Origin of the sequence: Nonomuraea ferruginea (assembly GCF_039540635.1) — a bacterium.
Lineage (GTDB): Bacteria > Actinomycetota > Actinomycetes > Streptosporangiales > Streptosporangiaceae > Nonomuraea > Nonomuraea ferruginea.
This window is the reverse complement of the sequence record NZ_BAABFD010000001.1, coordinates 622,091-648,589: the sequence shown is the minus strand read 5'-3', so window position 1 is coordinate 648,589 and position 26,499 is coordinate 622,091. Positions and strand designations below refer to the sequence as shown.

Below are 26,499 nucleotides of genomic sequence, written 5' to 3'. Positions count from 1 at the left end.
GACACGCGATGGAAGAGCGTAATACACTCAGCGCCCGCTCGGCCGTGCTCAGCGCGCTGCTGGGCAGCCATCCGCCGAGCCTGCCCGCCCGCCGCCTGGTGCGCGTCGGCGCGCTGTTCGGCATCGCCGAGGGCACCGTACGGGTCGCGCTGTCGCGCATGGTGGCCGCCGGCGACCTGGTCCAGTCCGGCGGCCGCTACGCGCTGACCGAGCGGCTGGCCGAGCGCCAGGCCAGGCAGGACGAGAGCCGCGCCCCGCACACCCGGCCGTGGGACGGCACGTGGGAGATCGCCGTGGTCACCGCCGAGCGGCGCGCGCCCGCCGACCGGGCCGCGCTGCGGCACGCGATGACCACGCTGCGCCTCGCCGAGCTGCGCGAGGGCACCTGGATGCGGCCCGCCAACCTGCTGCGGGAAGAGTGGCCGGCGGTCGTGACCGCCCAGTGCACGCTGATCGACGGCCGCCCGCACGCCGACCCCACTCCCCTGCTGTGGGATCTCGACGGCTGGGCGGCCGAGGCGCGCGGGCTGCGGCGCTCGCTCGACCGGGCCGAGGGACTGGCCGAGGGGTTCCTGGTGTCGGCGGCGGTGCTGCGCCACCTGCTGGCCGACCCGCTCCTGCCGCCCGAGCTGCTGCCGGACGACTGGCCGGGCGCCGGGTTGCGGGCCCGCTACGACGACTTCGACCGCCGCTTCCGCGAGCTGCTGGACCGGCATCTCAGAGATTGACGCCGAACACCACCCGTTTGCGCCGGAACTCGGCCAGGCTCCACACCTTGCCGCCCCGGGCGGTCAGGTCCTCCGGGCCGATCGGGAACGGCCGCCGGGCGAGCTTCCCGTTCTCGTACACGAGCAGCCTGCCGTTGGCGCCGGAGCCGGCGGACTGGCTCAGGTACCACCGGCCGTCGCGGGAGATCGCGCCCTGGATCTTCTCGTGCCCCATGACGAACGCGTCCGCGGGCTCGCCGTCCAGCTCCAGGTTCCAGCGCACGACCCGGCCTTCGCGGTGGTCCTCGGCGTACTCGCCGGAGATCAGCGTGTGCGGGGTGGTGCTGCGGTCCAGGCCGACGAACGAGAACCTGGCGCCCTTGACCGCGACCCTCCAGAAGTCGGTCTGCGGGATGACGTAGCGGTAGCCGAAGGCGTGCAGCCGGCCTCCGTGCCGGCCCACCCGCTCCCCGTCGCCCACGCCGGCCTGCGCGCTGGTCAGGTCGAGCACGTTGTTCAGGTCGAAGACCCGCAGGCCCCTGGTGGTGTCGGCGACGTAGAGCAGGTCGCCGTAGCAGGCGACGCCGCCCGCGTGGATGTCGATGGGCTTGTACGACCCGTCGGGGGCGGCCTCGACCAGCAGCGCGTGCCGGTATTTCAGCGTCGAGGGGCTTAAGAACGTCACCCTGATCCCCCGCTCGCCCTCCTCCGGCCGGTAGTACCACGTGGCGACGAACACCGAGACCGGGATCGTCCCGGAGTCCGCCCCGCAGGTCAGCCCTTGCGGGTACCAGTCGGCGGTCTCCTGGTCGCCCTGGTCGAACGCGTACCACACCGACGGCTTGGGCATCGACCCGAACGCCTCGGGCGCGCCCTTGCGCACGGCCTTCCTGTTGGCCTGGGCCAGCACATCCTTGATCGGGGCGGCGCGGATCTCGCCGGCCAGCTTCGCCGCCCCCTCCGCCAGGGTCCCGGTGTCACGCACCAACCGGAAGGGGGTCCCGTCGGTGGGTTTCATCCCCGTGTCAGCCATGCATCCCTCGCTTTTCCCGTCTGTACGCAAGAGTCTGACGGAAGGGGTGACGAGAAGGTTGCGTCACTAAGACCACAGGTGTACCGGCAGTCCCGAGAGTGCCAGTTCCCGGTAGCGGCGCACCAGCCGGGCCCGGTCGCCGCCGAACTCGGCCAGCTTCTCCCGCTGCCAGGCCGCGCCGGTGCGGCGCAGCCGGGTGCGCTGCTCGATGATGCCGAGCGCGTCGTCGGCGTCCTTCACCGACACGCCGTTGGCCAGCAGCGCGGCGCGCGCCTCGGGCAGCAGGCTCAGCACCAGGTCGGCGGCCTCGAACTCGCCGTCGCGGCCCGGCCACGACAGCTTGGCGTCCAGCCCGTGCATGGCCGCGCGGTAGAAGTTCTGGTACGCCTCCGCGAACCGGTAGCCGGTCAGGTCGCGCTCGGCCTGCGCCAGCGTCAGCCCGAGCAGGAACGCGGTGTTGGCGGTCATGTCGGCGCACGACGGGCCGGCGGGCAGGGCGCGCATCTCGATGCGCAGGTGGCCGCCGTCGGCGGGGTCGTAGACGGGCCGGTTCCACTGCCAGATGGTGCCCTGGTGCAGCCGCAGCTCGGGCACGTCCGTACGGTCGCCGTCCTCGACGAGGTTGGGCACGACGGGGTCGTAGTCGTTGACGTACCGTTCGAAGAGCTCGTACGCGCCCTCGCGCACCCAGTCGGAGCCGAAGGTCACCCGCCCGTCCTTGCGGTAGAGCCGCTCCACGTCGCGGTCGTCGGCCGCCTCCTCGAACAGCGCGATCCTGGTCTCCTCCCACAGCGTCCGGCCGAGGAACGCCGGCGAGTTCCCGCAGGCCGCCAGCACCGGGCCGATCGCCAGCTGGGCGGCGTTGAACAGCCGGGCGAACCGGTTCGGCGGCACCCGCAGGTGCACCTGCCAGGAGGTGTTGGCGCTCTCCAGGATGACGTTCTCCACGCGCAGTTCCAGGTCCTCGACCTTGACCAGGAACGGTTCCAGCCGCAGCCGCCGCAGGCCCCTGCGCAACGCCTCGTAGCGGTTCTCCTCGCTCATCGCGTCGGCGGTGAAGTCGCCCACGTCGAGCGTCGGCAGGATGCCGATGGGCAGCGCCCCGCCTCCCTCGACGGCCTCGTCAACCTTGCACATCGTCTCCTGGATCTCCGCCCCGAGCCGCTCGAACGGCCGCCCGGCCAGCGGGATGGGGGTGAGGTTCACCTCGATGTTGTAGCGGCCCAGCTCCAGCACCACGCGGGGATCGCCGAGGCGGTCGCGCACCTCGCTGTTGCGCGGCAGCGGCCTGCCCTGCTCGTCGACGAGGAAGAGCTCCAGCTCCGCGCCGATCGTGACCGGCCCCTCGCCGAAGCCGGGGCGGTCGAGCAGCTCGCGCAGCACCGTGAGCTGCTCGTGGAGCCGCTCGCCGAACCGCAGGAATTCGTCCTCGGTAAACCGTGCTTTATCCAGATCCTGTCCCATGCCCCTCATCTGTCCTGGGAAGGGGGGTTGACACCCGTCACCAGGTCACAGTGCGCTGTCCTGCGGAACGGGACCGTGACGCGAGGCCTGTGCGAGCTGCGGCGGCTCACTCTAAGCTCATGAGATGCGTGCTGTTGCCTACGACGAATTCGGTGGCGAGCTCGACCTGCGCGAGCTGCCCGACCCGGCGCCCGCCCCGCACGGGGCGGTGATCCGCGTCGAGGCCACCGGCCTGTGCCGCAGCGACTGGCACGGCTGGCAGGGGCACGACCCCGACATCCGGGTGCTGCCGCACGTGCCCGGCCACGAGCTGGCCGGGGTCGTGGAGGCGGTCGGGGCCGAGGTGCGCGGCTGGCGGCCGGGGGCGCGGGTGACGGTCCCGTTCGTCTGCGCGTGCGGGTCCTGCGCGGCGTGCCAGGCCGGCGAGCAGCAGGTGTGCGAGCGGCAGACGCAGCCGGGGTTCACCCACTGGGGCTCCTTCGCCGAGCTGGTGTCGATCGACCACGCCGACGTCAACCTGGTCGCGCTGCCGGAAGAGATGTCGTACGCGACCGCGGCCTCGCTCGGCTGCCGGTTCGCCACCTCCTTCCGCGCGGTCGACCAGGTCGCCGAGGTGCGGCCGGGCGAGTGGGTCGCGGTGCACGGCTGCGGCGGCGTCGGCCTGTCCGCCATCATGATCGCCACCGCGGTGGGGGCCAGGGTGGTGGCCGTCGACATCAGCGGCGACGCCCTCCATCTGGCCGAGCTGGCGGGCGCCACCCACTTCGTCGACGGCTCCGCGGGCGACTCCGCCACCCAGGTGCGCGAGCTGACCAGGGGCGGCGCGCACGTGTCGATCGACGCGCTGGGCAGCCCGCGGACCTGCGCCGCGTCCGTCGAGAGCCTGCGCCGCCGGGGCCGCCACGTCCAGGTCGGGCTGCTGCCCGGCGCGGCGACGCCGGTGCCGATGGGCCGGGTGATCGCCCAGGAGCTGCGGCTGCTGGGCAGCCACGGGATGGCCGCGCACGCCTACCCGCGCATGCTGGAGCTGATCAGGGCGGGCGTGCTCCACCCCGACCAGCTCGTCACCCGGACGATCGGGCTGGCCGACGCCGGCAAGGCGCTCGCCTCGATCGGCTCGGTGGCGGGCGTCACCATGATCATGCCCCGCGGCCCGTTCTGAATCGCGCTTTTCCGGCCTACATGGCTGGGTATGTAGCCCCGCAGTGACCAGGACCCCACAGACCGCGAGGAATCCGCGATGATCCGCACCATGCTGGCTGAGGATATGCATCTGGTCCGCGGGGCGCTCGTCGCCCTGCTCGCCTACGAGGAGGACATCGAGATCGTCGCCGAGGTCGACAGGGGCGACAAGATCCTGCCCTCCGCGCTGGAGCACCGGCCTGACGTGGCCGTGCTCGACATCGCGCTGCCCGGCAAGGACGGGCTGGTCGCGGCGGGCGAGCTGCACGACGAGCTGCCGGAGTGCGGCGTGCTGATCCTCACCGGGGTCGGCACGCCCGGGCTGCTCAAGCGGGCGCTGGACGTGCACGTGAGGGGTTTCATGGCCAAGGACGCGCCGCCCGGCCACCTGGCGGACGCCATCCGGCGGGTGGCCGACGGGGAACGGGTGATCGACTCGGAGCTGGCGATCGCCGCCATGCGGCCGCCGGACGCGCCGCTGACCCGGCGGGAGCTGGACGTGATCGGCGCGGCCGCGGAGGGCGCGTCGGTGCCGGAGATCGCCGCGTCACTCTTCTTAGGGGAGGGAACCGTCCGCAACTACCTGCACCGGACCACCGCCAAGCTGGGCGCCCGCAGCCGCATCGACGCCATCCGCATCGCCCGCGAGGCCGGCTGGATCTGAGGTGTGCCGCGCGATGAACGCCAGCGCGTCGGCCGCCAGCGCGATCGAGCGGCTCGCCGCCCGGGCGCCGTGCCCGACGTCCGGCTCGTGCCGCAGCAGGATCGGCCGGTCCCCCGAGGTGGCGTGCTGCATCGCCGCGCACATCTTGCGGGCGTGCATCGGATCCACCCGCGTGTCGGCGGCCGACACCGTGAACAGCGTCGCCGGGTAGTCCACCCCCTCCCTGACCCGGTGGTAGGGCGAGTACGCGAGCAGCCACGGGAGCTCCTCCGGGTCGTCGGCGCACCCGTACTCGGCCACCCAGGACGGCCCGAGGCCGGAGTGGTGGTAGCGGACCATGTCGAGCAGGCCCGCCGAGCAGACCGCGGCCGCGAACAGGTCGGGCCGCTGGGTGATGGCGGCGCCGACGAGCAGGCCGCCGTTCGACTCTCCCCAGACGGCCAGCCGGTCCGGGGTGGTCCAGCCGTCGGCGATCAGCTTCTCGGCGGCGGCGACGAAGTCGTCGAACACGTTCTGCTTGCGCTCCAGCATGCCGTCGCGGTGCCAGGCCTCACCCTCCTCGCCGCCGCCGCGCAGGTTGGCGATGGCGAGCACGCCGCCGGCCGCCACCCAGGCCAGGGAGTCCGCGGCGTAGCCGGGCAGCAGGGGGACGCCGAACCCGCCGTAGCCGTTCAGGATCGCCGGGCGCGGCCCGCCCCCGGTGTCCGGGCGGGCGATGACGATCATGCGGATGCGGGTGCCGTCGGCGGATTCGTACTCGACGTGCCGGCTCTCCACGTCGGGCGCGGGCGCCTGGCCGGGCGGCGCCGCCCACAGCTCCGCCGTGCCGCCGCGCGCGTCGTACCGCCACACCTGGGGCGGGGTGACCGCGTCGGTGTAGCTGAACCAGGCCTCGTGCCCGCGGCCCGGCCGGGACGTGAACGCGCCGACAGAGCCGTTGCCCGGCAGCGGCACCGGCCCGGCGGGCTCTCCGGTCTCCGCGTCGTACACGTTGATCTCCGCGACGGCGTGGCGGACGGCCGAGACCAGGAGCCTGCCGCCCTCCAGGACGGTGAAGGCGCCGAGCACGGCGTCCGGGTCCTCGGGGACCAGCTCGCGCCAGCGGTCCGGCTCGGCCGGGTCGGCCACGCACAGCCTGCGCCGCGGCGCGTCCCGGTCGGTCAGCAGGTAGAGCCGGCCGTCCGGGCCGATCCCCGCCGCGGTGCGCGCCCGCACGCCCCGCTGGGCGGCGCGCAGCGACGGCTCCTCCGGGCCGCCGCGCGCCAGGTCGGCGACCCACACGTCCTGGTACGCGGACCCGCCCGCGGAGACGAGCAGCCACCGGCCGTCGGGGCTGATCGAGATCCCGTACCCCACGGCGCCCGCGCCGCACACCGGAACGTCCTCGGCGACGCCGAGCCGGTGCAGGAACACGCCCTCGTGGAAGCGCACGTAGTAGAACGCGTCGCCGCCGGGCAGCCACGCGACCGGGGAGTAGCGGCAGCCGCCGATCGGGCCGTCGAGCACCAGGCCCGTGTCGAGGTCGCGCACGTAGAGGTCCGCCCGCTCGTCGCCGCTGCGGGAGAGCTGGTACGCCAGCAGTCTGCCGTCCGGGCCCGGGTGCCAGTCGTCGAGGGTGGTCAGGCCGGCGGGGTCGAGCTCCATCGGGTCCAGCACCGGCACGCCGTCGCGGTACAGCACCGGGTGCTCCTGGCCGGCGGACTGGCTCTGGTGGAAGCAGCGCTCGCCCCGCCACACGGGCGGCGTGACCATGCCGACGGCGCCGAGCTCGGTCAGCCGCGCGTGGAACGCCTCGCGCAGGGGCGGGGCGGCGCCGCGCCACAGCTCGTCCTGCTCGGCCAGCCACGCCTTGGTCTCGGGGCTGCCGGGGTCCTCCAGCCAGCGGTACGGGTCGGCGACGCGGTGGCCGTGGAGGTCTTCCACGAGCGGCAGGCGCACGGTTTCTGGATATCTCATGGCACATCCCGGGTCTCTCAGGGGACGGTCTCCGGTTGCCAGTGACCGGCCAGGTCGGCGTAGAGCGGCGATCGGCTGATCAGCTCCTCGTGGCTGCCCACGGTCGTACGTGAGCCGTCCATGAGCAGGATGCGGCGGGCGCGCAGGGCCGAGGTGAGCCGGTGCGCGACGACCACCAGCGTGCCGCCGCGCCGCGTGAACGCATCCTCCACGCGGGCCTCGGCGGCGGGGTCGAGGTGGCAGCTCGCCTCGTCCAGGATGATCAGGCGGGCGGGCGACAGGTAGGCCCGCACCAGCGCGACGAGCTGCCGTTCCCCGGCGGACAGCGCCTTCGGCTCGACGAGCGCGCCGTACCCGCCGATCCGCTCGACGAGCCACTCCGCGCCCAGCGCGGCCACCGCCGGCCCGGGGTCCGCGCCGTCGCTCAGGTAGGTGAGGTTCTCCCGCAACGTGCCGCGGAAGACGTACGCCTCCTGCGGGATGAGCACCCGCGCGGAGTGGTCGGCCGCGTGCGCGGGGACGCCGCCGATCGTCACCTCCCCCGCGCCGGGCCGCAGCACCCCGGCCATGAGCGCGGCGAGCGTGGACTTGCCCGCCCCGCTCGGTCCCACCACGGCGAGGTGGTCGCCTTCCGGCACCCGCAGGTCCAGGCGGTCCACGACGGGCTCCGAGTGCGGCCCGTACGCGAACGTCACGCCGCGCAGCGTCACCTCCGCGCCCGCGGGCCGCGCGCGCGGGGCGGCGGGCGGCTCCGGCGGCGCCCCGGCGACGATCCGCGACAGCGTCGCCACCAGCCGCACCCCGCTCACGCCGAGCCCGTGGACCAGGCCGTTCAGCGCGGGGACCAGCGACTGGGTGAGGTAGGCGAGCATGCCGACGATGACGCCCGCGCCCGCTCCCCCGGAGGCCAGCCACGAGGTCCCGGCCAGCACCAGCACGACCGGCAGCCACCCGCCGACCCCGAGCGCGGCGGTGCGGACGGCGGTCACGCGGGCGAGGGCCCGGGCGGCGGCGGCCTGCGCCTCCACCCGGCCTGCCAGCCGGTCGGCCACCCGGTCCTCGTCCCCGCACGCGACGATGTCCCGCAGGCCGCCGGCGGTGACGGCCATGGCCGCGGCCAGTTCCTCGTCGGCGATCAGGAAGGCCCGCTGCCGCCGCGCCAGCAGCGGCAGCGACATCAGGAACAGCCCGAGCCCGGCGGCGAACGGCGGCAGCACCAGCACCAGCGCCCCCGGGGCCAGGGTCAGCATGCCGAGCAGCACGCCGCCGGCGGTGAACGCGAACCCGCGCACGGTGGTGACGACGGCGGCGAAGGCGTCCCTGGCCAGCTCGACCTGCATCCCCGCCCTGGCGACCGCCGAACTGTCCTGGCCTTCCCGTACGGCGCCCTCCACCACACGGGTCAGCAGGTCGTCGCGGAACGGCTCCGCGACGGCCGCCACCGCGAGCACCACCTGGCGCGCGGCCAGCGCCGCCACCACCCACGCGCCTCCCAGCGCCGCCAGCCAGCCGAGCCCCGTCCCCACGCTGCCGGCGGCGAACCCGTCCTCGATGGCCCGCGCCACGGCGTGCCCGATCAGGAACGCGGGCAGCGCCTCCAGCACGGACCACGCGCCGATCCTGGCGACCTGCCCCGGCCGCCGCCACACCGCCCGCCACACCATCCCCGTCACCCGGCACCTCCCCGCGTCCAGGGAGTGCCCGGACGCCGAGCGGCGGCCATCGGCGTGGCGCAAGCGACCGAGATACGGCGGACAACGCGAGGCCGAGACTTGGGCCCCCGCGTCCCCTTCCGCGGAGTGACCGGGTGCCGGGCCGCGCGAACGGCGGTGATCGGGGTGGCGCGCGCGGCCGAGGTCCGGCGGACGACGCCCGGCCTGGACGCGGGCCTCCGCGTCCCCTTCCACGGAGTGACCGGGTGGTGGGCGGCGCGAACGGCCGCGAACGGGGTGGCGCGGGCGACCGAGGTCCAGCGGACAACGCGCGGCCGGGACTTGGGCCTCCGCGTCCCCTTCCACGGAGTGACCGGGTGCCGGGCCGCGCGAACGGCGGTGATCGGGGTGGCGCCGGCGGCCGAGGTCCGGCGGACGACGCCCGGCCTGGACGCGGGCCTCCTCGTTCCCTTGCGAGGAGTGACCGGGTGGTGGGCGGCGCGAACGGGGGTGATTTGGGAGGACGGTCTGACCGGAGGGCGGCCGGGGTGCTGGGTGGGGTGGAGGGTCATGGGGTGGCTCCCTGGAAGACCGCGCGGTAGTCGGGGTCGGGCCACAGGTCGTGGTGCGGGGCGACGGCGCGGACGGCGCCGTCGTGCAGCCAGACGACCTGGTCGGCGCGGGCGGCGGTGGCGAGGCGGTGGGCGACGACGATCCGGGTGCGGCCGCGGGGGTCCGCGGTGAGCGCCAGGGAGACCTGGCGTTCGGTGACGGTGTCCAGGCTGGAGGTGGCGTCGTCGAGCACCAGCAGCCGCTCGCCGCGGGCGAAGGCACGGGCCAGGCCGAGCCGTTGCCGCTCACCGCCGGACATGGGCGCGGCGTCCAACGGAGTGTCGTAGCCGGAAGGCAGCCGGCGTACGAAGTCGTCGGCACGGGCCGCCCGTGCCGCCGCCTGTACGGGCCCGGGGCCGATGGCCTCGCCGACGGTCTCGCCGACCAGGACGGGCCGTTCGAAGGCGTACCCGACGGCGCGGCGCAGCCCGGCGCGCGTCAGCTCGGGCAGCGGGACCCCGTCGAGCAGTACGGTGCCGCGCGCCGGGTCGGCCAGCCGGGCGGCGAGCGCGGCGAGCAACGACTTCCCGGACCCCGAACGACCGACGACGGCGGTGACGGACCCGCCGGGGATCACCAGCCGCGGCACGGCGAGCCCGTCGACGACGACGTCCCGGAACTCCACCGTCCCCCGCCCGCTGCACACCGGAGGAATACGAGGTGAACCGGCCGCCTGCCCCCCGCACGGGCCAGGCACCCCTGCCGTGGACGAAGAGGAGACAACGCCACCCTCCGGAGAGAGCTCTCCCTCCGGGGATGCCCGGACCTCGGCGGAGGCAGCGACCTCCGGGGACGCCGGAGCTTCGGCGTGCGCGCAAGAGGCGGCGACCTGCGGAGAGGAGGTCCCGTCCGAGGACGCCGGAACCTCGACGGGCGCGCAGGAGCCAGCTCCCTGCGAAGAAAAGCCTCCGTCCAGGGAGGTCGGAACCTCGGCGGGGGCAAAGGAGACGGCGACCTCCGGGGAAGGGGTTCCGTCCCGGGATGCCGGGACCTCGGCGGGTGAGGTGGCGGTCTGCGGAGAGGGGGTCCCGTTCGACGACGCCGGAACCTCGGCGGGTGAGTTAACGGTCTGTGGAGAGGGGGGTCCGTTGGGGAACTCGGGGAGGGTTCGGGTGCCGTAGGAGGGGGTGGGGGTGGTGAGGATGTCGTTGACGCGGGATGCCGCCGATCGTGCCCGGGCGAGGCCGCCGAAGTAGCCGAGGGCAGAGCTGAGGGAGGCGCCCAGCACCGCGTACCGGGCGGCCGCGTACAGCTCGCCGACGGTGAGGTCGCCGGCCGCGAGCAGGAGGCCGCCGGCGGCGAGGACCGCCACCTCGACCAGGGGCACGACGAGACCGGCCCGCACGCCGGAGGAGGCGTTGGCCCGCCACAGGTCCATGCCGTGCGCGCGGAGCCGGGGCAGCGGCGCGAGGACGCGGCGCGCCTCGGTGGCGGCGGTGCCGGCGGCGGCGATGGTGCGGGCGCCGTCGAGCGCGTCGACCAGCCGGCCCGCGATCTCGCCCTGCGCCTCCTGGTAGCCGCCCGCGATGGCGGTGCTGGCGCGCAGGAAGGCGCGGAGCACGACCAGGATGACCGCCACCCCGCCGACGAGGGCGAGCGCGAGCCGCGGGTCGATGAGGACGAGCGCGACCAGCGCCCCCACGGTGGGCACCATGAGCGACAGCGCGCCGGTCACCGCCTCGGGCGCGCGGCCGACCTCCTCGGCGTTCAGGCCGGCGCGCGTGACCAGCTCCCCTTCGGGGAACCGGCGGGTCATCAGGGGTCCGGCGCCGAGCACGTGCCGGAGCACGCGCAGCCGCAGCCGGGACGCGGCGTGCGCGACGCTGGCGCCGCGCGCCCACACGCCGAGGCTCTCGCACAGCGTCGCGGCGGCGACCAGTGCCACGCACAGCCCGAGCCAGAAGACCCGGTCGGGCCCGGTGGCGAGGAGGGCGTCGACGGCGCGGCCGATCGCGTACGGCAGGGCCAGCTCGGCGGCGGCGCCGCCGATCGCGGTGCCGGCCAGGACGGCCGGCCACGGGCCGCCGCGCCGCACCGCGTCCAGCACCAGCCGGTCTTGGGCCCGCACCGGGAGCCTCCTTGGGGGTACCTTGGTACTACGGGGCTGAGTTGGGAAGGGCCCCCGTGCCGGTATCAGCGGTACGGGGACCCTAGGCCACACAGGATCAGTGGCAGATGGCGACGCTCAGGTTGCTGGGCTTGCCGGAGTGGCACGTGAGGACAGTCAGCGAGCTGCCGCCGCTGGCCACGTCGGTCGACGCCGGAGCCTCCAGACCCTGCAGGTCGAGAAGAACCATGTGATTACACCTCCTTCGGGGACTCGGTGCCGAGAGGCCGCTCGGGTGCGGCCTCGAGGAACGGCAGACGGCACGGACGTTCGCCCTGGGCCGTGCCGATGGCGAACAGCACGCCCGCCGTTCCGGTCGAGAAATCCATGGACAGCCGCAGGAGCTGGTCACCGGGGAAGGCGAGCCCTTCCCCGTACGGGAGCGCGTGCCAGCTCAGGGACTTGATGTGCGGTTCGATCACGGGGTCGCCGGCCAGTGCGGCGATGATGCCGGCGCGGCCGGTGAACATGCCGGGCTGGACGAAGAACCCGGACCGGGCCACCAGCTTGAGCTCGGCCAGGGCGGCCGCCAGCTCGTCGTCGTGGCGGTGGGCCAGGTAGCGGGCCAGGACGGCGGCGATGCCGACGGATCCCTCGTCGAGGTACGGCAGCAGCCGCCAGCCCTGGTTGACCTGGAGCGAGCCGTCCACGGCGTGGGCGCAGCGGCGCAGGTCCTGCCGGAGGGCGCGCTCGGCCAGGTCGAGCAGCGCCGTGTCGCCGGTGTGCTCGTAGGCGTGCAGGAAGAGCAGGGCGGGCCCGGACGAGCCGTACAGGAGCCCGGCGCGCGGGTGCTCGCCGCCGCTGGTCTCGGGCACGTCGCCGACGTCGCCGAGCCGGTCGGCGCAGATGCCGGCGGCGCGCAGCGCCTCGTCGGTGCGGCCCAGGCGCAGCAGGTTCAGCCCGATGCCGGACAGTCCGGAGTGCAGGGCGGACTCCAGGCGCTCCCAGTTCTCGCGCATGGCGATCTCGACCAGGTCGTGCGCGTCCTGCCGGTGCCCGAGCAGGTCGAGCACGTACGCGATGCCGTGCAGCCCGTCGTACAGTCCGAGGCCTGAGCCGGGGACGGGGTGCGGCGCCCGCTTGCGCAGCCACTCCTCGTGTTCGGGGAAGCGGCCCGCGCCGGTGGCGTGCAGCGCGTAGAGGACGCCGGCGGCGCCGGTGGCCATGTTGAGCCCGCCGCCCGGCCGGAACTGGGTGACGTCTCCGGGGAAGAGCCTGTCGTCCCGCTGCGGCGTGGCCGACGCCAGGATGGCCCGGCACATCGCGTCGCGCAGTTCCGGCCAGGGGGCGGAGCCCGGCAGCGGCATCGGCGCCGGCTCACCGGCGTCGCCCGCGATGATCCCGACGGTCTCGTCCAGGTACGCGGGCGGGACCGGGAACGTCTCGGCGACGAGCCGCCCGAGCTGGACGACCTTGGGGCGGTGCAGCGGCAGCATGATCGTGCACTGGGGGGCGAACAGCCCCAGCCGCAGGCAGGCGAGCGCGTACTCGTCGACGCCGGCGCCGCGCCGGTCCTCGGGGGCCGCGAAGGCCGGGTGCCCGAGCGCGGGGCGGGTGTCGTCGGCGAGCAGGGTGGCGACCTCGTAGTCGATGAGCACCACCCGCCCGCTCTCGGTGAGCAGGATGTTGTCGGGGTGCAGGTCGCCGAAGACCACGCCGCGCTCGTGCAGCGCGGCGACGGCACGCCCGACCTGCTCCAGGGTCTCCAGCGCCCAGTCCGTGTACTCGGCGAGGTCCCGCTCGGTGCAGGTGGCGCGGGTCAGGGGGAAGCGGTGGACGAGCCGCCGCTGCAGCGCCACGCCGTCGACGAACTCCTGCACGAGGAAGTGGTGCTCGCCGAGGACGAAGTGGCCGCGGAGCGCGGGGACGGCCGCCAGCCCGTCCAGCCGTTCGAGGATGGCCCGCTCGTGCTCCAACCGGGCCACGGCGTCGCGGCCGGCCGCGTCCAGTCCCGCGTACGGGCGCGCTTCCTTGAGCACGACCTGTTCCTGGGTGCGTAAGTCGCGGCCCAGGTAGACGCCGCCGCCGTTGGAGAAGTGGAGCACGCTCTCGATCCGGTACGGGAGCTCCGAGGTGGTGACGGCGTTGCGCGCGGCCAGGTGGGGCTGGAGGAACTCGGGCAGCGTCGTCCAGGGCGGCACCGTGAACGTCGAGCCGCGCACGTCGGGCACCAGCCGGCCGCCGCCGTCCTCGACGGCGAGCACCCGCTCGCCGGAGCCGGACAGGGTGTGCCGCTCGGCGAACCCGCCGTAGCGGACGTACAGCGGGCCCTCGCCGTAGCGCAGGTCACTCAGGATGTACGGGCCGCGCACGTCCTGCAGCAGCTCGCGCAGCTCCTTCAGGACGAGCTCCAGCTGGGCCTCGTCGCGGGGGTAGATGGTGACGAGCTTGCCGCTGGAGGCGCGGGAGGCGGCCTTGGAGTTCGTCATGACCAGCACGGCGAGGCCGCGCAGGAACTTGAACGCGATCCCGCGGGGCACGCAGTAGTCCCAGACCGTCTCGATCGCCTTCTCGGCGTCCTCGACCCGGGCGGAGACGTGGATCTTCCAGCCTTGGGCGGGCAGGGGCGGGGCGCCAGTGGGAGCAAAATAACACCATGTGTCGGTCTTCTCGTGAAACCAATTCGCGGGAAGGGTCCGGCCGAGAATGGCGAATTCGGCATCCGCGGCGTCAGTGTGCTCAAGGTTGTCGTAGAAGACGGGATCGGCCAGGCAGTACAGCTCGTGCTGGTCCATCAGGTGCGACCTCCGGTGCGTTCTCGTATGAGATTGCTCCAGAAGCCCGCTTGACGTCTAGTAGCACATTACATGACTCATATCTGTTAAAATAATTCTCTATTGTGTGTTTTTCATCAATCAACGGTTGTGCGGCAGATAAACCGTGAAGGTGAACGACCCCTCGGGCGCCGGCGTCGCCTCCAGCCAGCCCCCGAGCATGGCCATCCTCTCGGCCACGTTGAACAGCCCCTGACCGGCGCTCTCGGTCTTGCGCCGCGGGCTCGCCCCGTCGTTGCGGATGGTGAGCCGGACCAGATTGTGACGTTCCATAAGATGGATCGAGCACTCCTTGGCCTCCGTGTGACGCAGCACGTTCGTCACGCCCTCGCGCAGCGCGTGGGTGAGCGCCTCGGCCTCACCCGGGGAGAGCTCCCGGCAGGACACCTGCACCTGGCAGCGCACGCCGACGGACTCCAGCAGGGCGGAGGCCGAGCTCAGTTCGGCCTCCAGCGACAGGCCGCGGGTGCCGTGCGCCACCGCCCGCACGTCGGCGGCGAGGCCGCGTACCAGGGAGATCGTCACCTCCAGCTCGGCGCCCGCCTTCTCGTCGTCCTCCTCCACCAGCCGCTGGAGGAGCTGGAGCTTGAGCACCAGGGCGGTGAGCCGGTGCCCGAGCAGGTCGTGCAGGTCCCTGGTGAAGCGGCGGCGCTCCAGCGAGACGGCCTTGCCGATGGCCTCGGCATGGGCGTCCGACAGCCTGTCACCGCGCAGGACCAGGTGGACGATCACGTACTCCAGCAACCCGACCGCCGGCGCGGCGACGGCCCAGCCCCGGTCGGCCACGTCCGGGAACGCGAGCAGCACCGGGCCGCACGCCAGCGCGAGCGCCACCAGGACCGGCGACCTGATCCGGCCGGTCAGCAGCAGCAGCCCGCCGGCCAGCAGCCCGCACACGGGCGTCCAGGCCGCTCCGAACAGCGGTAACGGCAGGTACGTCAGCCAGACCTGCGCCCCGAAGATCCACCAGCGCCCGTCGCCGCCCAGCAGCACGCCCAGCACGAACGAGGCGTGCACCGCCAGCAGGGCGAGCAGCGTGAGCGACCCTGCCACGGCGTCGCCGGAGCCCGCCAGGCCGGAGAACACCGCCGCGGAGAGCCCCAGCGCGCCGGCCGCCAGCCCGATGCCGCCGATGACGAGCGGTGAGTACGCCGACGAGCGCAGACGGTGAACGATGTCGGCTACGTTCACCCGTCTCCCCGTTGAGTGGCCCGATCCCGCCCTGGCGGGAAAAGGCCCGCCCCCATCCCAATCGACCCGATCCGAGCGGATCTGTAAAGGGTTCTTTCCGCTTTTGGACACTCCGTTGTACAGAACCTCCCGGCGCATCGCAACGCCGCAGGCTGCCCTAAAGTTGCCCCATGGAATACACACGGCTCGGTGACACCGGCTTGAAAGTTTCTCGTATTTGCCTGGGCATGATGAGCTATGGCGATCCGGGCAAGCAGGAATGGGCGCTGACGGAGGACGCGGCGGAGCCGATCGTCCGCCGGGCGGCCGACGCGGGCGTGACGTTCTTCGACACCGCCGACATCTACTCGCGCGGCGTCAGCGAGGTCGTCACCGGCAACCTGCTGCGCAAGATCTTCCGCAGCCGCGACGACTACGTGCTGGCGACCAAGGTGTTCTTCCCGATGGGCCGGGGCGCCAACGACGGGGGCCTGTCACGCAAGCACGTGCACGCCTCGATCGACGCCTCGCTGCGCCGGCTCGGCACCGACCACGTGGACCTCTACCAGATCCACCGGTGGGACCCCGAGACGCCGATCGAGGAGACCATGGAGGCGCTGCACGAGGTGGTCAAGGCGGGCAAGGCCCGCTACATCGGGGCGTCGACCATGTGGGCGTGGCAGTTCGCCAAGGCGCAGCACGTGGCGGAGCTGCACGGCTGGACCCGGTTCGTGTCGATGCAGAACCACTACAACCTGCTCTACCGCGAGGAGGAGCGCGAGATGCTGCCGCTCTGCCTCGACCAGGGGGTGGGCGTGATCCCGTGGAGCCCGCTGGCGCGCGGCGTGCTGGCCCGCGCGGGCGCGCCCGCCGAGACGGCGAGGACGGGCTCCGACGCGCGCATCGAGGCCCTGTACGCGCCGGAGGCCGACCGCCAGGTGCTCGACCGGGTGGCGGAGCTGTCGCGCGAGCGCGGGCTGCCCGCCGCGCAGGTCGCGCTGGCCTGGCTGCTGCACCAGCCGGCGGTCGACGCGCCGATCGTGGGCGCCACCAAGGACCGCCACGTGGACGACGCGGTGGCGGCCGTGGGGGTGTCGCTGTCGGACAAGGAGCTGGCCTTCCTGGCGGAGCCGTACCGGCCGCGCGAGGTCCGTTTCTGACACGTCCGATCGGTACAAGACGCGGAGGCGGCGGACGGCGGAGCATGGACGCATGAGTCACGACCGTCCGTCCGCCGCCTCCTTCATGGCGGGGCATGCCAGGGTTCTCGACCGCCGCCGCTTCGAGCTGATGGAGGGCGGCGGCGACGTGGCCGGCGTGCTGGCCGCGCTAGACGCCTACCGCAATCCCGACGGCGGCTACGGGTGGGGCCTGGAGCCCGACCTGCGCTCGCCGGAGAGCCAGCCGGGCGCGGCGCTGCACGCGTTCGAGGTGCTGGAGGAGATCGCTCCGGCGACGTCGCCGCGGGCGGCGGAGCTGTGCGGGTGGCTGGAGTCGGTGACGCGCGACGACGGCGGGCTGCCGTTCGCGCTGCCGCTCGGCCTGCCCGCCGCGACCGCGCCCTGGTGGGCGGGCGCCGACCCGTCGGTCTCGTCGCTGCAGATCACCAGCGTGTCGGCGGCGGCGGCGCACCGCGTGGCCGCGCACGACCCGGCCGTCGCCGCCCACCCGTGGCTGCGCCGGGCCACCGACCACTGCCTGGAGGCGATCGGCGCGCTGCGGGAGCCGCCCGGTGCTTACGTGCTGGCGTTCGCGGTGCGTTTCCTGGACGCCGTGTACGAGTCGCGCCCGGAGGCCGCCGGGCTGCTGGGGCGGCTGGCGAAGCTGGTGCCCGCGGACGGGCGGGTGCCGGTGGCGGGCGGCACGGCGGACGAGGCGCTGCGGCCGCTCGACCTCGCCCCGTACCCCGGCCGCCCGGCGCGTGAGCTGTTCGCGCCCGGCGTGGTCGAGGCGGACCTGGACCGGCTGGCCGGCGAGCAGCGCGACGACGGCGGCTGGAGCGTCGAGTACGCCCGCATCTCGCCCGCCGGGGCGCTCGACTGGCGGGGCGCGATCACCGTGTGGGCGCTGGGCGTGCTGCGCCGCAACGGCCGCTGAATTGTCGGAGCGGCCCCCTAAGCTGGGGCGCATGGCACGGGCAAACGACGAGGCGGCCGCCGCTCTCCAGGAATACGCGGAGCTGTTCGCGCTCACCGGCGGCGACGCCTTCCGGGTGCGGAGCTACCAGAAGGCCGCGAAGGCGATCGCCGGCTACCCCGACGACATCGCGGCGGTCGACGTGCGCGGCGTGCCCGGCGTGGGCGAGGCGATCGCCAAGAAGATGGAGGAGTTCCTCCGGCGTGGCAGCTTCCGCCAGCTCGACGACCTGCGCGGCCGGGTGCCCGAGGGGGTCAGGCGGCTGACGCGCGTGCCGACGCTGGGCCCGAAGACCGCGATCATGCTCTACGAGGAGTTCGGCGTCGACTCGCCCGCCGCGCTCGCCGAGGCGATCAGCGGTGGCCGGCTCGACGGGGTCAAGGGTCTCGGCCCGAAGACGCTGGCCAACCTGCTCAAGGGCGTCGAGCAGCTGGAGCAGTCCGGCCTCCGGGTCCACATCGGGGTCGCCATGGCCCTGGCCGAGCAGGTGATGGCCTCGCTGTCCGCCGAGCGCGTCGCTTACGCCGGGTCGCTGCGCCGGATGCGCGACACGATCGGCGACATCGACATCCTGGCCGTCGCGCCAGAGTCGATCATGGAGGAGTTCCGCGCCCAGCCCTACGTCGCCGAGGTGATCGCGGCGGGCGCGAAGAAGACGTCCGTCCGCACCACCTCCGGCATGCAGGTCGACCTGCGCGTGGTGCCCGCGGAGTCGTGGGGCGCGGCGATGCAGTACTTCACCGGGTCCAAGGAGCACAACGTCGCGGTCCGGGAGATCGCGGTCAAGAAGGGCTGGAAGCTCTCGGAGTACGGGCTGTTCGAGGGCGAGCGGGTGATCGCCTCGGAGTCGGAGGAGGAGATCTACGCGGCGCTCGGCATGCGGTTCGTGCCGCCGCCCATGCGCGAGGACGGCGGCGAGGTGAAGGCGGCGCTGGCCGGCGAGCTGCCCGTCCTGGTGGAGCTGTCCGACCTGCGCGGCGACCTGCACACCCACACCGACCTGACCGACGGCATCGCGTCGCTCGACGACATGGTGGCGGCCGGGGCCGCCCTGGGATACTCCTACTACGCGGTCACCGACCACGCCCCCGACCTGGCGATGCAGCGGATGACCCTCGACAAGGCGCTGGAGCAGCGCGAGCGGGTGGCCGCGCTGCAGGCGCGCCACCCCGGCATGCGGCTGCTCCATGGCACCGAGCTCAACATCGCGCCCGACGGCTCGGTCGACTGGCCCGGCGAGATCCTGCGCGGCTTCGACGTGTGCGTGGCCTCGGTCCACTCCCATTTCACGATGGGCCGCGACGAGATGACCCGCCGGTTCATCGCCGCCTGCGAAAACCCGTACGTCGACATCATCGGCCACCCGACCACCCGCAAGATCGGCAAGCGCGGCATGGTCGACGCCGACTGGGACGCCGTCTTCCGCGCCGCCGCCCGCACGGGCACCGCCATGGAGATCGACTCCTACCCCGACCGCTCAGACCTGCCGGCCGACCTGGTGCGGCTGGCCAAGCACCACGGGGTCAAGTTCTCGATCGACAGCGACTCCCACGCCATCCCGCACCTCGCCCACCAGCGGTTCGGCATCGGCATCGCGCAGCGGGCGTGGCTGACGACCGACGACGTCATCAACACCTGGCCGCTCGATCGGCTGCTGAAGTTCCTGGGGCGCTGACCCGCCCGCAAGAAATCTCCGTTGATGTCACCTATGTCGGCAGTTCCCATGGGGTTGCCGATGATGGGCTTCGGTAGGAAGCAACAAACAGGACGTCCCGCCGTCGCAGAGGCCGTTCGCCTGCCGGTGATTTGGGTATGTCCCGGTCGTATCCGGCTGGAGCGATCCACTGCGGCCGGTTTTCCCCTCGTACGCCCACAGTGACATGGCCAGGAGGTGAAAGGCGTTGAGGGGGACTCTGGGCGCGGTCGTCAAGCCGCTGCCCGACCAGCTGTTCATCCGGCACGCCGCGGACGCCGACAGCGTCGGCGAAGACGGCGGTCCCTCTTCGCGTGCCCTGGCTCTGGGCAGCGGGAACGCCGAGATGCGGTGGGAGAGCATGGCGGGGCAGGGCTACCACACGCCCACCGACCGCTTCTTCGTGCGCCACCACACCTTCACCCCGCGGCTCGACGCGGCGACGTGGCGGCTGCGGGTGCACGGCCGGGGGGTGCGGCGGCAGGTCGAGTTCGGCTACGACGACCTGCTGCGCATGCCGGCCCGCACCCTCGACGCGGCCATCGAGTGCGCGGGCAACGGCCGGCGCTTCTACGCGACCCAGCAGGGCACGGCCGCCCCCGGCGCGCAGTGGGGGCTCGGCGCCATCGGGGTGGCCAGGTGGCGCGGCGTGCCGCTGAGCGAGGTGCTGCGTGAGGCGGGAGTGCGTGACGAGGCGGTCGACGTGGTGGCCTGCGGGCTGGACGCGCCGTTCGAGAGGTACGGGCGCGTCCGCCGGCCGCTGCCCGTGTGGAAAGCCATGGACGATGTGCTCGTGGCCTATGAAATGAATGGCGAGCCGCTGCCGCCGGACCATGGATTTCCGGCCCGGCTGGTCGTCCCCGGCTGGGCCGGAATCGCGTCGATCAAATGGCTCGGCGATATTGAAGTCTGTACGACCACGGTTCTCACGCCGTGGAACACGGTCTTTTACCGGGGGGTCGCGCGGCAGCCGGTGAAAAGCGCTTTCGAGCTCGCCTGGGACGCCCGGGTGCAACTGGGCGAGCCGCTGGTGCTGCGCGGCCGTTCGTGGTCGGGCCGGGGGCGGATCGTGCGCGTGGAGGTCAGCTTCGACGGCGGCTGGAGCTGGCGCGACGCCGATCATCGCGGACATCACCTGGTCGGCGCCTGGTTGCCGTGGCATGTCATGTGGGTGCCCGACCATCCGGGCCCGCACGTGCTCATGGCCAGGGCCACCGACGCGTCGGGCGTCACGCAGCCGCTGGTCACCCCCTGGCATCCGGCCGGCTATCACTTCGACGCCGTCGTGCAACATCCCATTTACGTGGTGCGTGGTTAGGAAAATGTCACGCATCTCGGTTGAGCTGGGTATTCGGGCACGGCGTGCACAGCCCCCGGCAATTCATCTGAAAGACTCGCGCAGAAACGTTATGGAAATCCCTTCATGTGATGCTGACCACACCCTAGGGAAATGGGAGATCAGATGCGCCAGCTGACCGCGCTCGACGCGCAGTTCCTCAACGTCGAGACGGCGACCACCGCCGCGCACGTGGCCGGACTGGCGATCCTCGACGCCGCCGACGGCCGCCTGAACCGTCAGGCGCTCGCCGACCTCCTGCTGGAGCGCCTGCACCTGGCGCCGGCGCTCCAGCTCCGGCTGGTGGAGGTGCCCCTCGGCCTGGATCACCCGTACTGGGCCGGCGATCCGGAGTTCGACATCGACAACCACCTGTTCGAGATGACGCTCCCCGCGCCTGGCGGCGAACGGGAGCTGGCGGAGGCGGTGGCGGAGATCCACGCCCGCCGGCTGGACCGGACGCACCCGCTGTGGGAGATGCATCTGATCAACGGGCTGGCGGGCGGGAAGGCCGGCGTCTACACGAAGGTCCACCACGCGGCGATCGACGGCGTCTCCGGCGCCGAGACGCTCGCCGCCCTCCTCGACCTCGCTCCCGAGACCGGTCCGCTCCCCCACTGCGCCACCCGTACGGGAAAGACCTCCAGGCCGGCGGCCGTGTCCGATGACAAGGGCGACGGGGTGGTGAGGGAGATGGCGTCCGCGCGGCCGAAGGCGGGCGCGGCGGGCGAGGAGGCGCCCGGGCTGCTCGCGATGCTGGCCGGGGCCGCCGCCAACGGGGTGGCGCATCCCGGGCGGGCGCTGCGGTCGGTCATGCGGGCGGCCGGCGATCTCGACGCCATCCCGCTGGCCGCGACCGTGCCGGGATCGAGGCTGATCGCCAGGGCCGCCCGGAAGGTGGCGGGCGACCCGCGCGAGCGTCCGCCCCTGCCCAGCCTGACCGCGCCGCGGACCCCGTTCAACGGGCCGATCAGCCCGCGCCGCCACCTCGCGTTCGGGTCGGTGTCCTGGAAGGACGTCAAGAGCGTCGCCAGGGCCAGCGGCATGAGCGGCAACGACGTGGTGATGGCGCTGTGCACGACCGCCCTGCGGGCCTGGCTGCTGGAGCGCGACGCGCTGCCGGACGAGCCGCTGATCGCCGCCGTCCCCGTGGCGGTGCGCTCGGCCGGCGCGCAGGAGCGCGTCGGCAACCAGATCTCCGCCATGATCGCCCCGCTGCCGACCACCACGGCCGACCCCGAGGAGCGGCTGCGGGTCGTCGGCCAGACGATGAGCGCGGCCAAGCGGCGCTTCGCGCTGGCGCCGACGAGCTGGCTGAGCGAGCTGTGCGCCGTGCTGCCCTCGCCGGTCACCGGCCTGGTCACGCCGGCGATCTTCCGGTTCGTCTCGGCGGCCCGCCCGCCGGTCAATCTGATCATCAGCAACGTGCCGGGGCCGCAGTTCCCGCTCTACCTGTGCGGGAGCCGGGTGCTGTCCTATTACCCGATGTCGGTGCTGAGCGACGCGACCGGCGGGGTCAACATCACCTGCTTCTCCTACGACGGGATGCTCGACTTCGGCGTGGTGGCCTGCCCCGAGCGGATGGACGACGTGTGGAGCCTGCTCGACCACCTGCGGCGGGCGCTGGACGAGCTCGTGGACAGGCCGGACGAGTACCACGGAGGCCGGGACGCCTTCCCGCACTGAGCGTCTTTGTTGTATCGTCTGAGACATAATTGTCTCAGACGATATGAAGGTGTCTCATGAGTGTGGGCCGCGAGCAGATACTCACGGCGGCGATCCGTCATCTGAACGAGGACCCGACGGCCTCCATGGCGGAGCTGGCCGAAGCCGTCGGCATCAGCCGGGCCACGCTGCACCGCCACTTCAGCAGCCGTGACGAGCTGATGGTGGCGCTGGGACACCGGGCGCTGGCGGAGTGGGAGCAGGCCCAGGAAGCCGCCGGGGTGGCCGAGGGGGCGGCCTCGACCGACCCGGAGGTGATCCGGCGCGTGCTCGACGCGTTGCTGGGGCGGCTGATCGAGGTGGCGGACGCCTACGGGTTCGGGCTGACCGACCACGCCATGGCGGTCCACCCCGACCTGCTGCGGCGGTCGGACGAGCTGGAGGAGCGGGAGGTGGCGCTGTTCGCCGCCGCCCAGCGGGCCGGCCTGCTCCGCGCCGACCTGCCGCCCCGCTGGATCAGCAACGCGGTCTTCGGCCTGCTGGTGGCGGTCCGGGAGAGCCTGCGCCGGGGCGAGGTGGCCCGCCGCGACGTCCACCACCTGCTCACCACCACGTTCTTCCAGGGCGCGGCCGGCGACGGGGGGCGGGCATGACCGTGGCCGGGCCGGAGCCGTCGACGCGGCGGCGGTGGGCCGGGCTGGCGGTGCTGTCCGCCAGCGTGCTCATCGTGGTCATGGACATGACCATCCTGAACGTCGCACTGCCCGCCATCTCGGAGGCGCTGCTGCCCGGCTCCGCCGAGCTGCTGTGGATCGTGGACGTGTACGCGCTCGTCCTGGCGGGGCTGCTGGTGACGGCCGGGGCGCTGGGCGACCGGTGGGGACGCAAGCGGATGCTGCTGGCCGGGTTCGCGGTGTTCGGCGCGGCGTCGGCGGCGGTGCTGCTGGCCGGCGGGTCCGCCGAGCTGATCGCGGTGCGTGCGGTGCTCGGCGCGGGCGGGGCGATGATCATGCCGTCCACGCTGTCGATGATCCGCACCCTGTTCACCGATCCGCGCGAGCGGGCCACCGCGCTGGGCGTGTGGGTGGCGATGGCGGCCGTCGGCGCGGCGCTCGGGCCGATCCTGGGAGGCGCGCTGCTGGAGGTCTTCAGCTGGCAGTCGGCGTTCCTGGTGAACGTGCCGATCATGGTCGTGGCCATCGTGGCGGGGCTGTTCCTGCTGCCCGAGTCGCGTGCTCCCCGGCCGGGCGCGTGGGACGCGACGGCGACCGTGCTGTCCATCGTCGGCATGGGGTCGCTGGTGTACGGGATCAAGCGCGTGGGCGAGTACGGCCTGGGCGACCTCACCGGGACGGCCGCGGGGGCGGTGGCGGTGGTCGCCCTGGGCTGGTTCACCGTCCGGTGCCTGCGCCGGCCGGATCCGCTGCTGGAGCTGCGGCTGTTCCGCAGCCGGCCGTTCACGGCGGGCGTGGTGACGGCGCTGGCCACGTCGATCGCGATCGCGGCCACGCTGCTGCTGCTGGCGCAGTGGATGCAGCTCGTGCGCGGCTACGGCCCGCTGGAGACGGGGGCCAGGCTGCTCCCCGCGGCGGTGGCGGCCGCGGTGGCCTCGCCGCTGGCGCCCCGGCTGGCGGCACGCGTGGGCGCCCGCGCGGTGCTGGCGGGCGGGCTGGCGGTGTCCGGGCTGGGGTTCCTGGTGCTCTTCGTCGCGCCGGCGCTCCTGGGGGACGCCTCCGGGTCCTTCGCGGCGGGAGCCGTCGCGTCCGACGGGCTCGGGTACGGGACGGTGGCGGGCGCGCTGGCGCTGATCGGGGCCGGGCAGGGATCGCTGGCCGTCGCCTCGGCGGCGATCATGTCGGGGGCGCCCGTGGCGAAGGCCGGGAGCGCCGCCGCCATCGAGGAGACCAGCTACGAGATCGGCGGCGCGCTCGGCGTGGCGATACTCGGGAGCGTGGCGGCGGCGGTCTACCGCACGGGGCTGGACTACCGGGGGCCGTCGGCGGAGGTCGCGAGCGAGTCTCTCGGAGGCGCGCTGACCGTGGCGGCCGAGCTCGGGCAGGCGGGGATGCGGCTCGCCGAGCAGGCCAGGAGCGCGTTCACCGAGGCGCTGACGCTCACCTCAGGGGCGGGCGGGGTGCTCATGCTGCTGGCCGGGCTGGGAGTGTGGCTCATGCTGCCGCGAGGCCTCGACCTGTCGCGCCACTGATGCCGCCGTGCCGCGCGAGGCGTGTGGTGACCGGTGCGGATAATGGGGTGATGAGATCGATAGGCACCACAGATCTGTCCGTCCACCCCATCGCGCTCGGCACCAACGTGTTCGGCTGGACCGCCGACAAGGAGACGTCCTGGGCGGTGCTCGACGCCTACGTCGAGGCCGGCGGCAACTTCATCGACACCGCCGACAGCTACCCGTACTGGGCGACGGGCGAGTCCACCTCCGAGATGCTGATCGGCGAGTGGATGGAGCGCCGGGGCAACCGGGACCGCCTCGTGCTGGCCACCAAGGTCGGCATGCTGGAAGGGCTCAAGGGGCTGGCGCCGCGGACGATCAGGACGGCGGTGGAGGCGTCGCTGCGCCGGTTGCGCACCGACCGCATCGATCTCTACTGGGCGCACGTCGACGATCGTGACACCCCGCTCGGGGAGACGCTGGAGACGTTCGGCGAGCTGATCCGCGAGGGGAAGGTCCGCCACGTCGGGGCGTCCAACTACGGGCCCGAGCGGCTGGCCGAGGCGCTGAAGGTGGCCGACGAGAGCGGGCTGCCCCGGTACGTGGCGCTGCAGCAGCCGTACAACCTGGTCGAGCGCGCGTACGAGGGAGAGCTGCGTGACGTGGTGGCCAGGGAAGGGCTGTCCAGCACGCCCTACTGGGGGCTGGCCAGCGGGTTCCTGACCGGGAAGTACGCGGGCGGGGCGGCGGTCGACAGCCCGCGGGCTTCGAGGGCGGCCGGCTACCTGCGGACGGAGCATGGGCGGCGGACGCTGGAGGCGCTGGGCAAGGTGGCGGCCGAGCGCCGGGAGGAGCCGGCGACGGTGGCGCTGGCGTGGTTGGCCGCGCAGCCCACGGTGGCCGCGCCGATCACCAGCGCGCGCAGCGTGGAGCAGCTGGCGCCGCTGATGGCCGCGGCCACGCTGGAGGTGACCCCGGAGGAGCTGCGGCGCCTCGACGAGGCCTCCCGCCCCTGACCGTACGCGCCCGGCCGATGAGGTCCTGTCGAGGGCGGGGGTCGGCCGGGTCAGTGGATGCGGTCGGCGAGGGAGACGCACAGGGCGCGGAGGTCGGTGGCGCCGGGGAGGCAGTCGTCGACGGTGGCCAGGGCTGACGACAGGTAGCGGTCCGCCAGGGCCTCGGCCTCGGCGCGGCCGCCGGCCTCCTCGACGAGGCCGGCGGCGCGCCGTACCGCGTGCTCGTCGGCGGCGCCCGCCTGGAGGAGGGCGGCGAGGTCGTGGGCGGCGGCGCCGTCGGTGGCGAGGGCCGCGAGCACCGGGTAGGTCTTCTTGCCGCGGCGCAGGTCGCTGTCGGCGGGTTTGCCGGTGACGCCGGGGTCGCCCCAGATGCCGAGGATGTCGTCCACGAGCTGGAAGGCGACGCCGAGCTCGCGGCCCATCTCCCACAGGCGCGGGGCCAGGTCCGCCCGGCCGCCCAGGATGACGCCGGTGGCCGCGGCGGCGCCGAGCAGGCCGCCGGTCTTGCCGAGGGTCATCTCGGTGTACTCGCCGGCGGTCACCGCGCCGGGGCCGCGCCACGGGCGGTCCTCGAAGGCCATGTCGGCGGTCTGGCCCTGGACCAGCTCGACGAGGGCCCGCGACAGGTAGTTCATCGCCTCGCCGGAACCGGCGAGCTGGGCGACGGCGAGCGCCAGGAGGGCGTCGCCGGCCAGCAGGGCGGGGCCGGTGCCGTACGCCTTCCACAGGGCCGGGCGGTGCCTGCGCCGCTCGTCGAGATCGATGATGTCGTCGTGCACCAGCGAGAACGCGTGCACCAGCTCGACCGCGACCGCCGCGGGCACCGCCGACTCGGCGGGCGCGCCGGCGGCTTCGGCGCAGAGCAGGGCGATGGCCGGGCGCACGCCCTTGCCGCTGTTGCCCTCGTACGGCCTGCCGTCGGCGTCGGACCAGCCGAGCGTGAACGCGGCCATCCTGGCGCTCCAGGGATGCAGCGAGGACACCGCCTCACGCAGGGCGGGCTCGAAGAGACTCCGGCAACGCGCTATCGCCGCGTCGCTCCCCGGCGTGCCAGGATCCCCGAGATCCACTGCTGCTCCTTCTGCCTCGATCTTGAATGTACCGCCAAGATCATGTGATACTCCATCCTAGATTTGGCTTTTGTGGGCAAATGTCCGTCCCG

At 73.4% G+C, this 26,499-nt stretch carries 20 protein-coding genes; 11 read left to right on the top strand and 9 right to left on the bottom strand.

Annotation, left to right across the window (positions count from 1 at the left end; translation table 11 throughout):
- Positions 1–8 precede the first annotated feature (8 nt).
- Complete coding sequence (locus tag ABD999_RS02815) at positions 9–728, top strand: PaaX family transcriptional regulator C-terminal domain-containing protein (RefSeq protein ID WP_148030627.1); 720 nt, start codon at positions 9–11, stop codon at positions 726–728.
- On the opposite strand, the gene ABD999_RS02810 is transcribed toward ABD999_RS02815, so the two are convergent.
- On the bottom strand, positions 718–1,740 hold the full coding sequence (locus ABD999_RS02810; RefSeq protein WP_271278063.1) for a hypothetical protein: 1,023 nt from the start codon (positions 1,738–1,740) through the stop codon (positions 718–720). The genes ABD999_RS02815 and ABD999_RS02810 overlap by 11 nt on opposite strands.
- Before the next feature lie 66 nt (positions 1,741–1,806).
- Positions 1,807–3,204 (bottom strand): glutamate-cysteine ligase family protein, encoded by a 1,398-nt coding sequence (locus ABD999_RS02805; protein ID WP_271278062.1) that lies wholly within the window; start codon positions 3,202–3,204, stop codon positions 1,807–1,809.
- Between the two features lie 124 nt (positions 3,205–3,328).
- Between ABD999_RS02805 and ABD999_RS02800 the strand changes: the two genes are divergently transcribed.
- Both ABD999_RS02800 and ABD999_RS02795 read left to right on the top strand, forming a co-directional pair.
- Positions 3,329–4,366, top strand: a complete 1,038-nt coding sequence (locus ABD999_RS02800; RefSeq protein WP_271278061.1) for a zinc-dependent alcohol dehydrogenase family protein — start codon at positions 3,329–3,331, stop codon at positions 4,364–4,366.
- 90 nt (positions 4,367–4,456) lie between these two features.
- Complete coding sequence (locus ABD999_RS02795; RefSeq protein WP_372452489.1) at positions 4,457–5,050, top strand: response regulator transcription factor; 594 nt, start codon at positions 4,457–4,459, stop codon at positions 5,048–5,050.
- On the opposite strand, the gene ABD999_RS02790 is transcribed toward ABD999_RS02795, so the two are convergent.
- The 6 genes from ABD999_RS02790 to ABD999_RS02765 all read right to left on the bottom strand — a co-directional run bounded on the left by ABD999_RS02790 (position 4,943) and on the right by ABD999_RS02765 (position 15,342).
- Positions 4,943–7,006 (bottom strand): prolyl oligopeptidase family serine peptidase, encoded by a 2,064-nt coding sequence (locus ABD999_RS02790; RefSeq protein WP_271278060.1) that lies wholly within the window; start codon positions 7,004–7,006, stop codon positions 4,943–4,945. The genes ABD999_RS02795 and ABD999_RS02790 overlap by 108 nt on opposite strands.
- A 17-nt stretch (positions 7,007–7,023) precedes the next feature.
- Positions 7,024–8,670 carry an ATP-binding cassette domain-containing protein gene (locus tag ABD999_RS02785; protein ID WP_345482550.1) on the bottom strand — a complete coding sequence of 549 codons (1,647 nt, stop codon included), beginning with the start codon at positions 8,668–8,670 and terminating at the stop codon, positions 7,024–7,026.
- A gap of 556 nt (positions 8,671–9,226) precedes the next feature.
- Positions 9,227–11,338, bottom strand: coding sequence for an ATP-binding cassette domain-containing protein (locus tag ABD999_RS02780; protein ID WP_271279585.1), 2,112 nt, complete (start codon positions 11,336–11,338; stop codon positions 9,227–9,229).
- Positions 11,339–11,435: 97 nt separating this feature from the next.
- Positions 11,436–11,567: a SapB/AmfS family lanthipeptide gene (locus ABD999_RS02775; protein WP_148030620.1), complete on the bottom strand. Its 132-nt coding sequence runs from the start codon at positions 11,565–11,567 to the stop codon at positions 11,436–11,438.
- Positions 11,568–11,571: 4 nt separating this feature from the next.
- Positions 11,572–14,112, bottom strand: coding sequence for a class III lanthionine synthetase LanKC (gene lanKC / locus ABD999_RS02770; RefSeq protein ID WP_271279586.1), 2,541 nt, complete (start codon positions 14,110–14,112; stop codon positions 11,572–11,574).
- A 120-nt stretch (positions 14,113–14,232) separates the two neighbouring features.
- The gene (locus tag ABD999_RS02765; RefSeq protein WP_187281068.1) at positions 14,233–15,342 is read right to left on the bottom strand and encodes a sensor histidine kinase; all 1,110 of its coding nucleotides are present in this window, start codon (positions 15,340–15,342) and stop codon (positions 14,233–14,235) included.
- Positions 15,343–15,512: 170 nt separating this feature from the next.
- Here ABD999_RS02765 and ABD999_RS02760 point away from each other — a divergent pair, with 170 nt between their 5' ends.
- From ABD999_RS02760 to ABD999_RS02725, 8 genes are all read left to right on the top strand, one after another.
- Complete coding sequence (locus ABD999_RS02760) at positions 15,513–16,481, top strand: aldo/keto reductase (protein ID WP_148030617.1); 969 nt, start codon at positions 15,513–15,515, stop codon at positions 16,479–16,481.
- A gap of 52 nt (positions 16,482–16,533) precedes the next feature.
- Entirely contained in the window at positions 16,534–17,418 is an 885-nt protein-coding gene (locus tag ABD999_RS02755; RefSeq protein ID WP_271279587.1) for a hypothetical protein, read from the top strand.
- A 31-nt stretch (positions 17,419–17,449) separates the two neighbouring features.
- Positions 17,450–19,132, top strand: coding sequence for a DNA polymerase/3'-5' exonuclease PolX (gene polX / locus ABD999_RS02750; RefSeq protein WP_148030615.1), 1,683 nt, complete (start codon positions 17,450–17,452; stop codon positions 19,130–19,132).
- Positions 19,133–19,358: 226 nt separating this feature from the next.
- Entirely contained in the window at positions 19,359–20,468 is a 1,110-nt protein-coding gene (locus tag ABD999_RS02745; protein ID WP_246640623.1) for a sulfite oxidase, read from the top strand.
- Between the two features lie 144 nt (positions 20,469–20,612).
- Positions 20,613–22,172: a WS/DGAT/MGAT family O-acyltransferase gene (locus ABD999_RS02740; protein ID WP_271279588.1), complete on the top strand. Its 1,560-nt coding sequence runs from the start codon at positions 20,613–20,615 to the stop codon at positions 22,170–22,172.
- A 56-nt stretch (positions 22,173–22,228) separates the two neighbouring features.
- Positions 22,229–22,804 carry a TetR/AcrR family transcriptional regulator gene (locus tag ABD999_RS02735; RefSeq protein ID WP_271279589.1) on the top strand — a complete coding sequence of 192 codons (576 nt, stop codon included), beginning with the start codon at positions 22,229–22,231 and terminating at the stop codon, positions 22,802–22,804.
- Positions 22,801–24,357, top strand: a complete 1,557-nt coding sequence (locus ABD999_RS02730) for an MFS transporter (protein ID WP_345482542.1) — start codon at positions 22,801–22,803, stop codon at positions 24,355–24,357. Before ABD999_RS02735 ends, ABD999_RS02730 begins: the two co-directional genes overlap by 4 nt.
- A gap of 50 nt (positions 24,358–24,407) precedes the next feature.
- On the top strand, positions 24,408–25,337 hold the full coding sequence (locus ABD999_RS02725) for an aldo/keto reductase (RefSeq protein ID WP_345482541.1): 930 nt from the start codon (positions 24,408–24,410) through the stop codon (positions 25,335–25,337).
- Positions 25,338–25,387: 50 nt separating this feature from the next.
- Here ABD999_RS02725 and ABD999_RS02720 read toward each other — a convergent pair whose 3' ends face one another.
- The gene (locus ABD999_RS02720; RefSeq protein WP_345482540.1) at positions 25,388–26,407 is read right to left on the bottom strand and encodes a polyprenyl synthetase family protein; all 1,020 of its coding nucleotides are present in this window, start codon (positions 26,405–26,407) and stop codon (positions 25,388–25,390) included.
- Between the last annotated feature and the right edge of the window lie 92 nt (positions 26,408–26,499).

Excerpts from the sequence above, each read along its gene's own strand:
- ABD999_RS02815 (WP_148030627.1), top strand. The coding sequence starts at position 9 with ATGGAAGAGCGTAATACACTCAGCGCCCGCTCGGCCGTGCTCAGCGCG.
- ABD999_RS02810 (WP_271278063.1), bottom strand. The coding sequence starts at position 1,740 with ATGGCTGACACGGGGATGAAACCCACCGACGGGACCCCCTTCCGGTTG.
- ABD999_RS02805 (WP_271278062.1), bottom strand. The coding sequence starts at position 3,204 with ATGGGACAGGATCTGGATAAAGCACGGTTTACCGAGGACGAATTCCTG.
- ABD999_RS02800 (WP_271278061.1), top strand. The coding sequence starts at position 3,329 with ATGCGTGCTGTTGCCTACGACGAATTCGGTGGCGAGCTCGACCTGCGC.
- ABD999_RS02795 (WP_372452489.1), top strand. The coding sequence starts at position 4,457 with ATGCTGGCTGAGGATATGCATCTGGTCCGCGGGGCGCTCGTCGCCCTG.
- ABD999_RS02790 (WP_271278060.1), bottom strand. The coding sequence starts at position 7,006 with ATGAGATATCCAGAAACCGTGCGCCTGCCGCTCGTGGAAGACCTCCAC.
- ABD999_RS02785 (WP_345482550.1), bottom strand. The coding sequence starts at position 8,670 with ATGGTGTGGCGGGCGGTGTGGCGGCGGCCGGGGCAGGTCGCCAGGATC.
- ABD999_RS02775 (WP_148030620.1), bottom strand. The coding sequence starts at position 11,567 with ATGGTTCTTCTCGACCTGCAGGGTCTGGAGGCTCCGGCGTCGACCGAC.
- lanKC (WP_271279586.1), bottom strand. The coding sequence starts at position 14,112 with ATGGACCAGCACGAGCTGTACTGCCTGGCCGATCCCGTCTTCTACGAC.
- ABD999_RS02760 (WP_148030617.1), top strand. The coding sequence starts at position 15,513 with ATGGAATACACACGGCTCGGTGACACCGGCTTGAAAGTTTCTCGTATT.
- ABD999_RS02755 (WP_271279587.1), top strand. The coding sequence starts at position 16,534 with ATGAGTCACGACCGTCCGTCCGCCGCCTCCTTCATGGCGGGGCATGCC.
- polX (WP_148030615.1), top strand. The coding sequence starts at position 17,450 with ATGGCACGGGCAAACGACGAGGCGGCCGCCGCTCTCCAGGAATACGCG.
- ABD999_RS02740 (WP_271279588.1), top strand. The coding sequence starts at position 20,613 with ATGCGCCAGCTGACCGCGCTCGACGCGCAGTTCCTCAACGTCGAGACG.
- ABD999_RS02735 (WP_271279589.1), top strand. The coding sequence starts at position 22,229 with ATGAGTGTGGGCCGCGAGCAGATACTCACGGCGGCGATCCGTCATCTG.
- ABD999_RS02730 (WP_345482542.1), top strand. The coding sequence starts at position 22,801 with ATGACCGTGGCCGGGCCGGAGCCGTCGACGCGGCGGCGGTGGGCCGGG.
- ABD999_RS02725 (WP_345482541.1), top strand. The coding sequence starts at position 24,408 with ATGAGATCGATAGGCACCACAGATCTGTCCGTCCACCCCATCGCGCTC.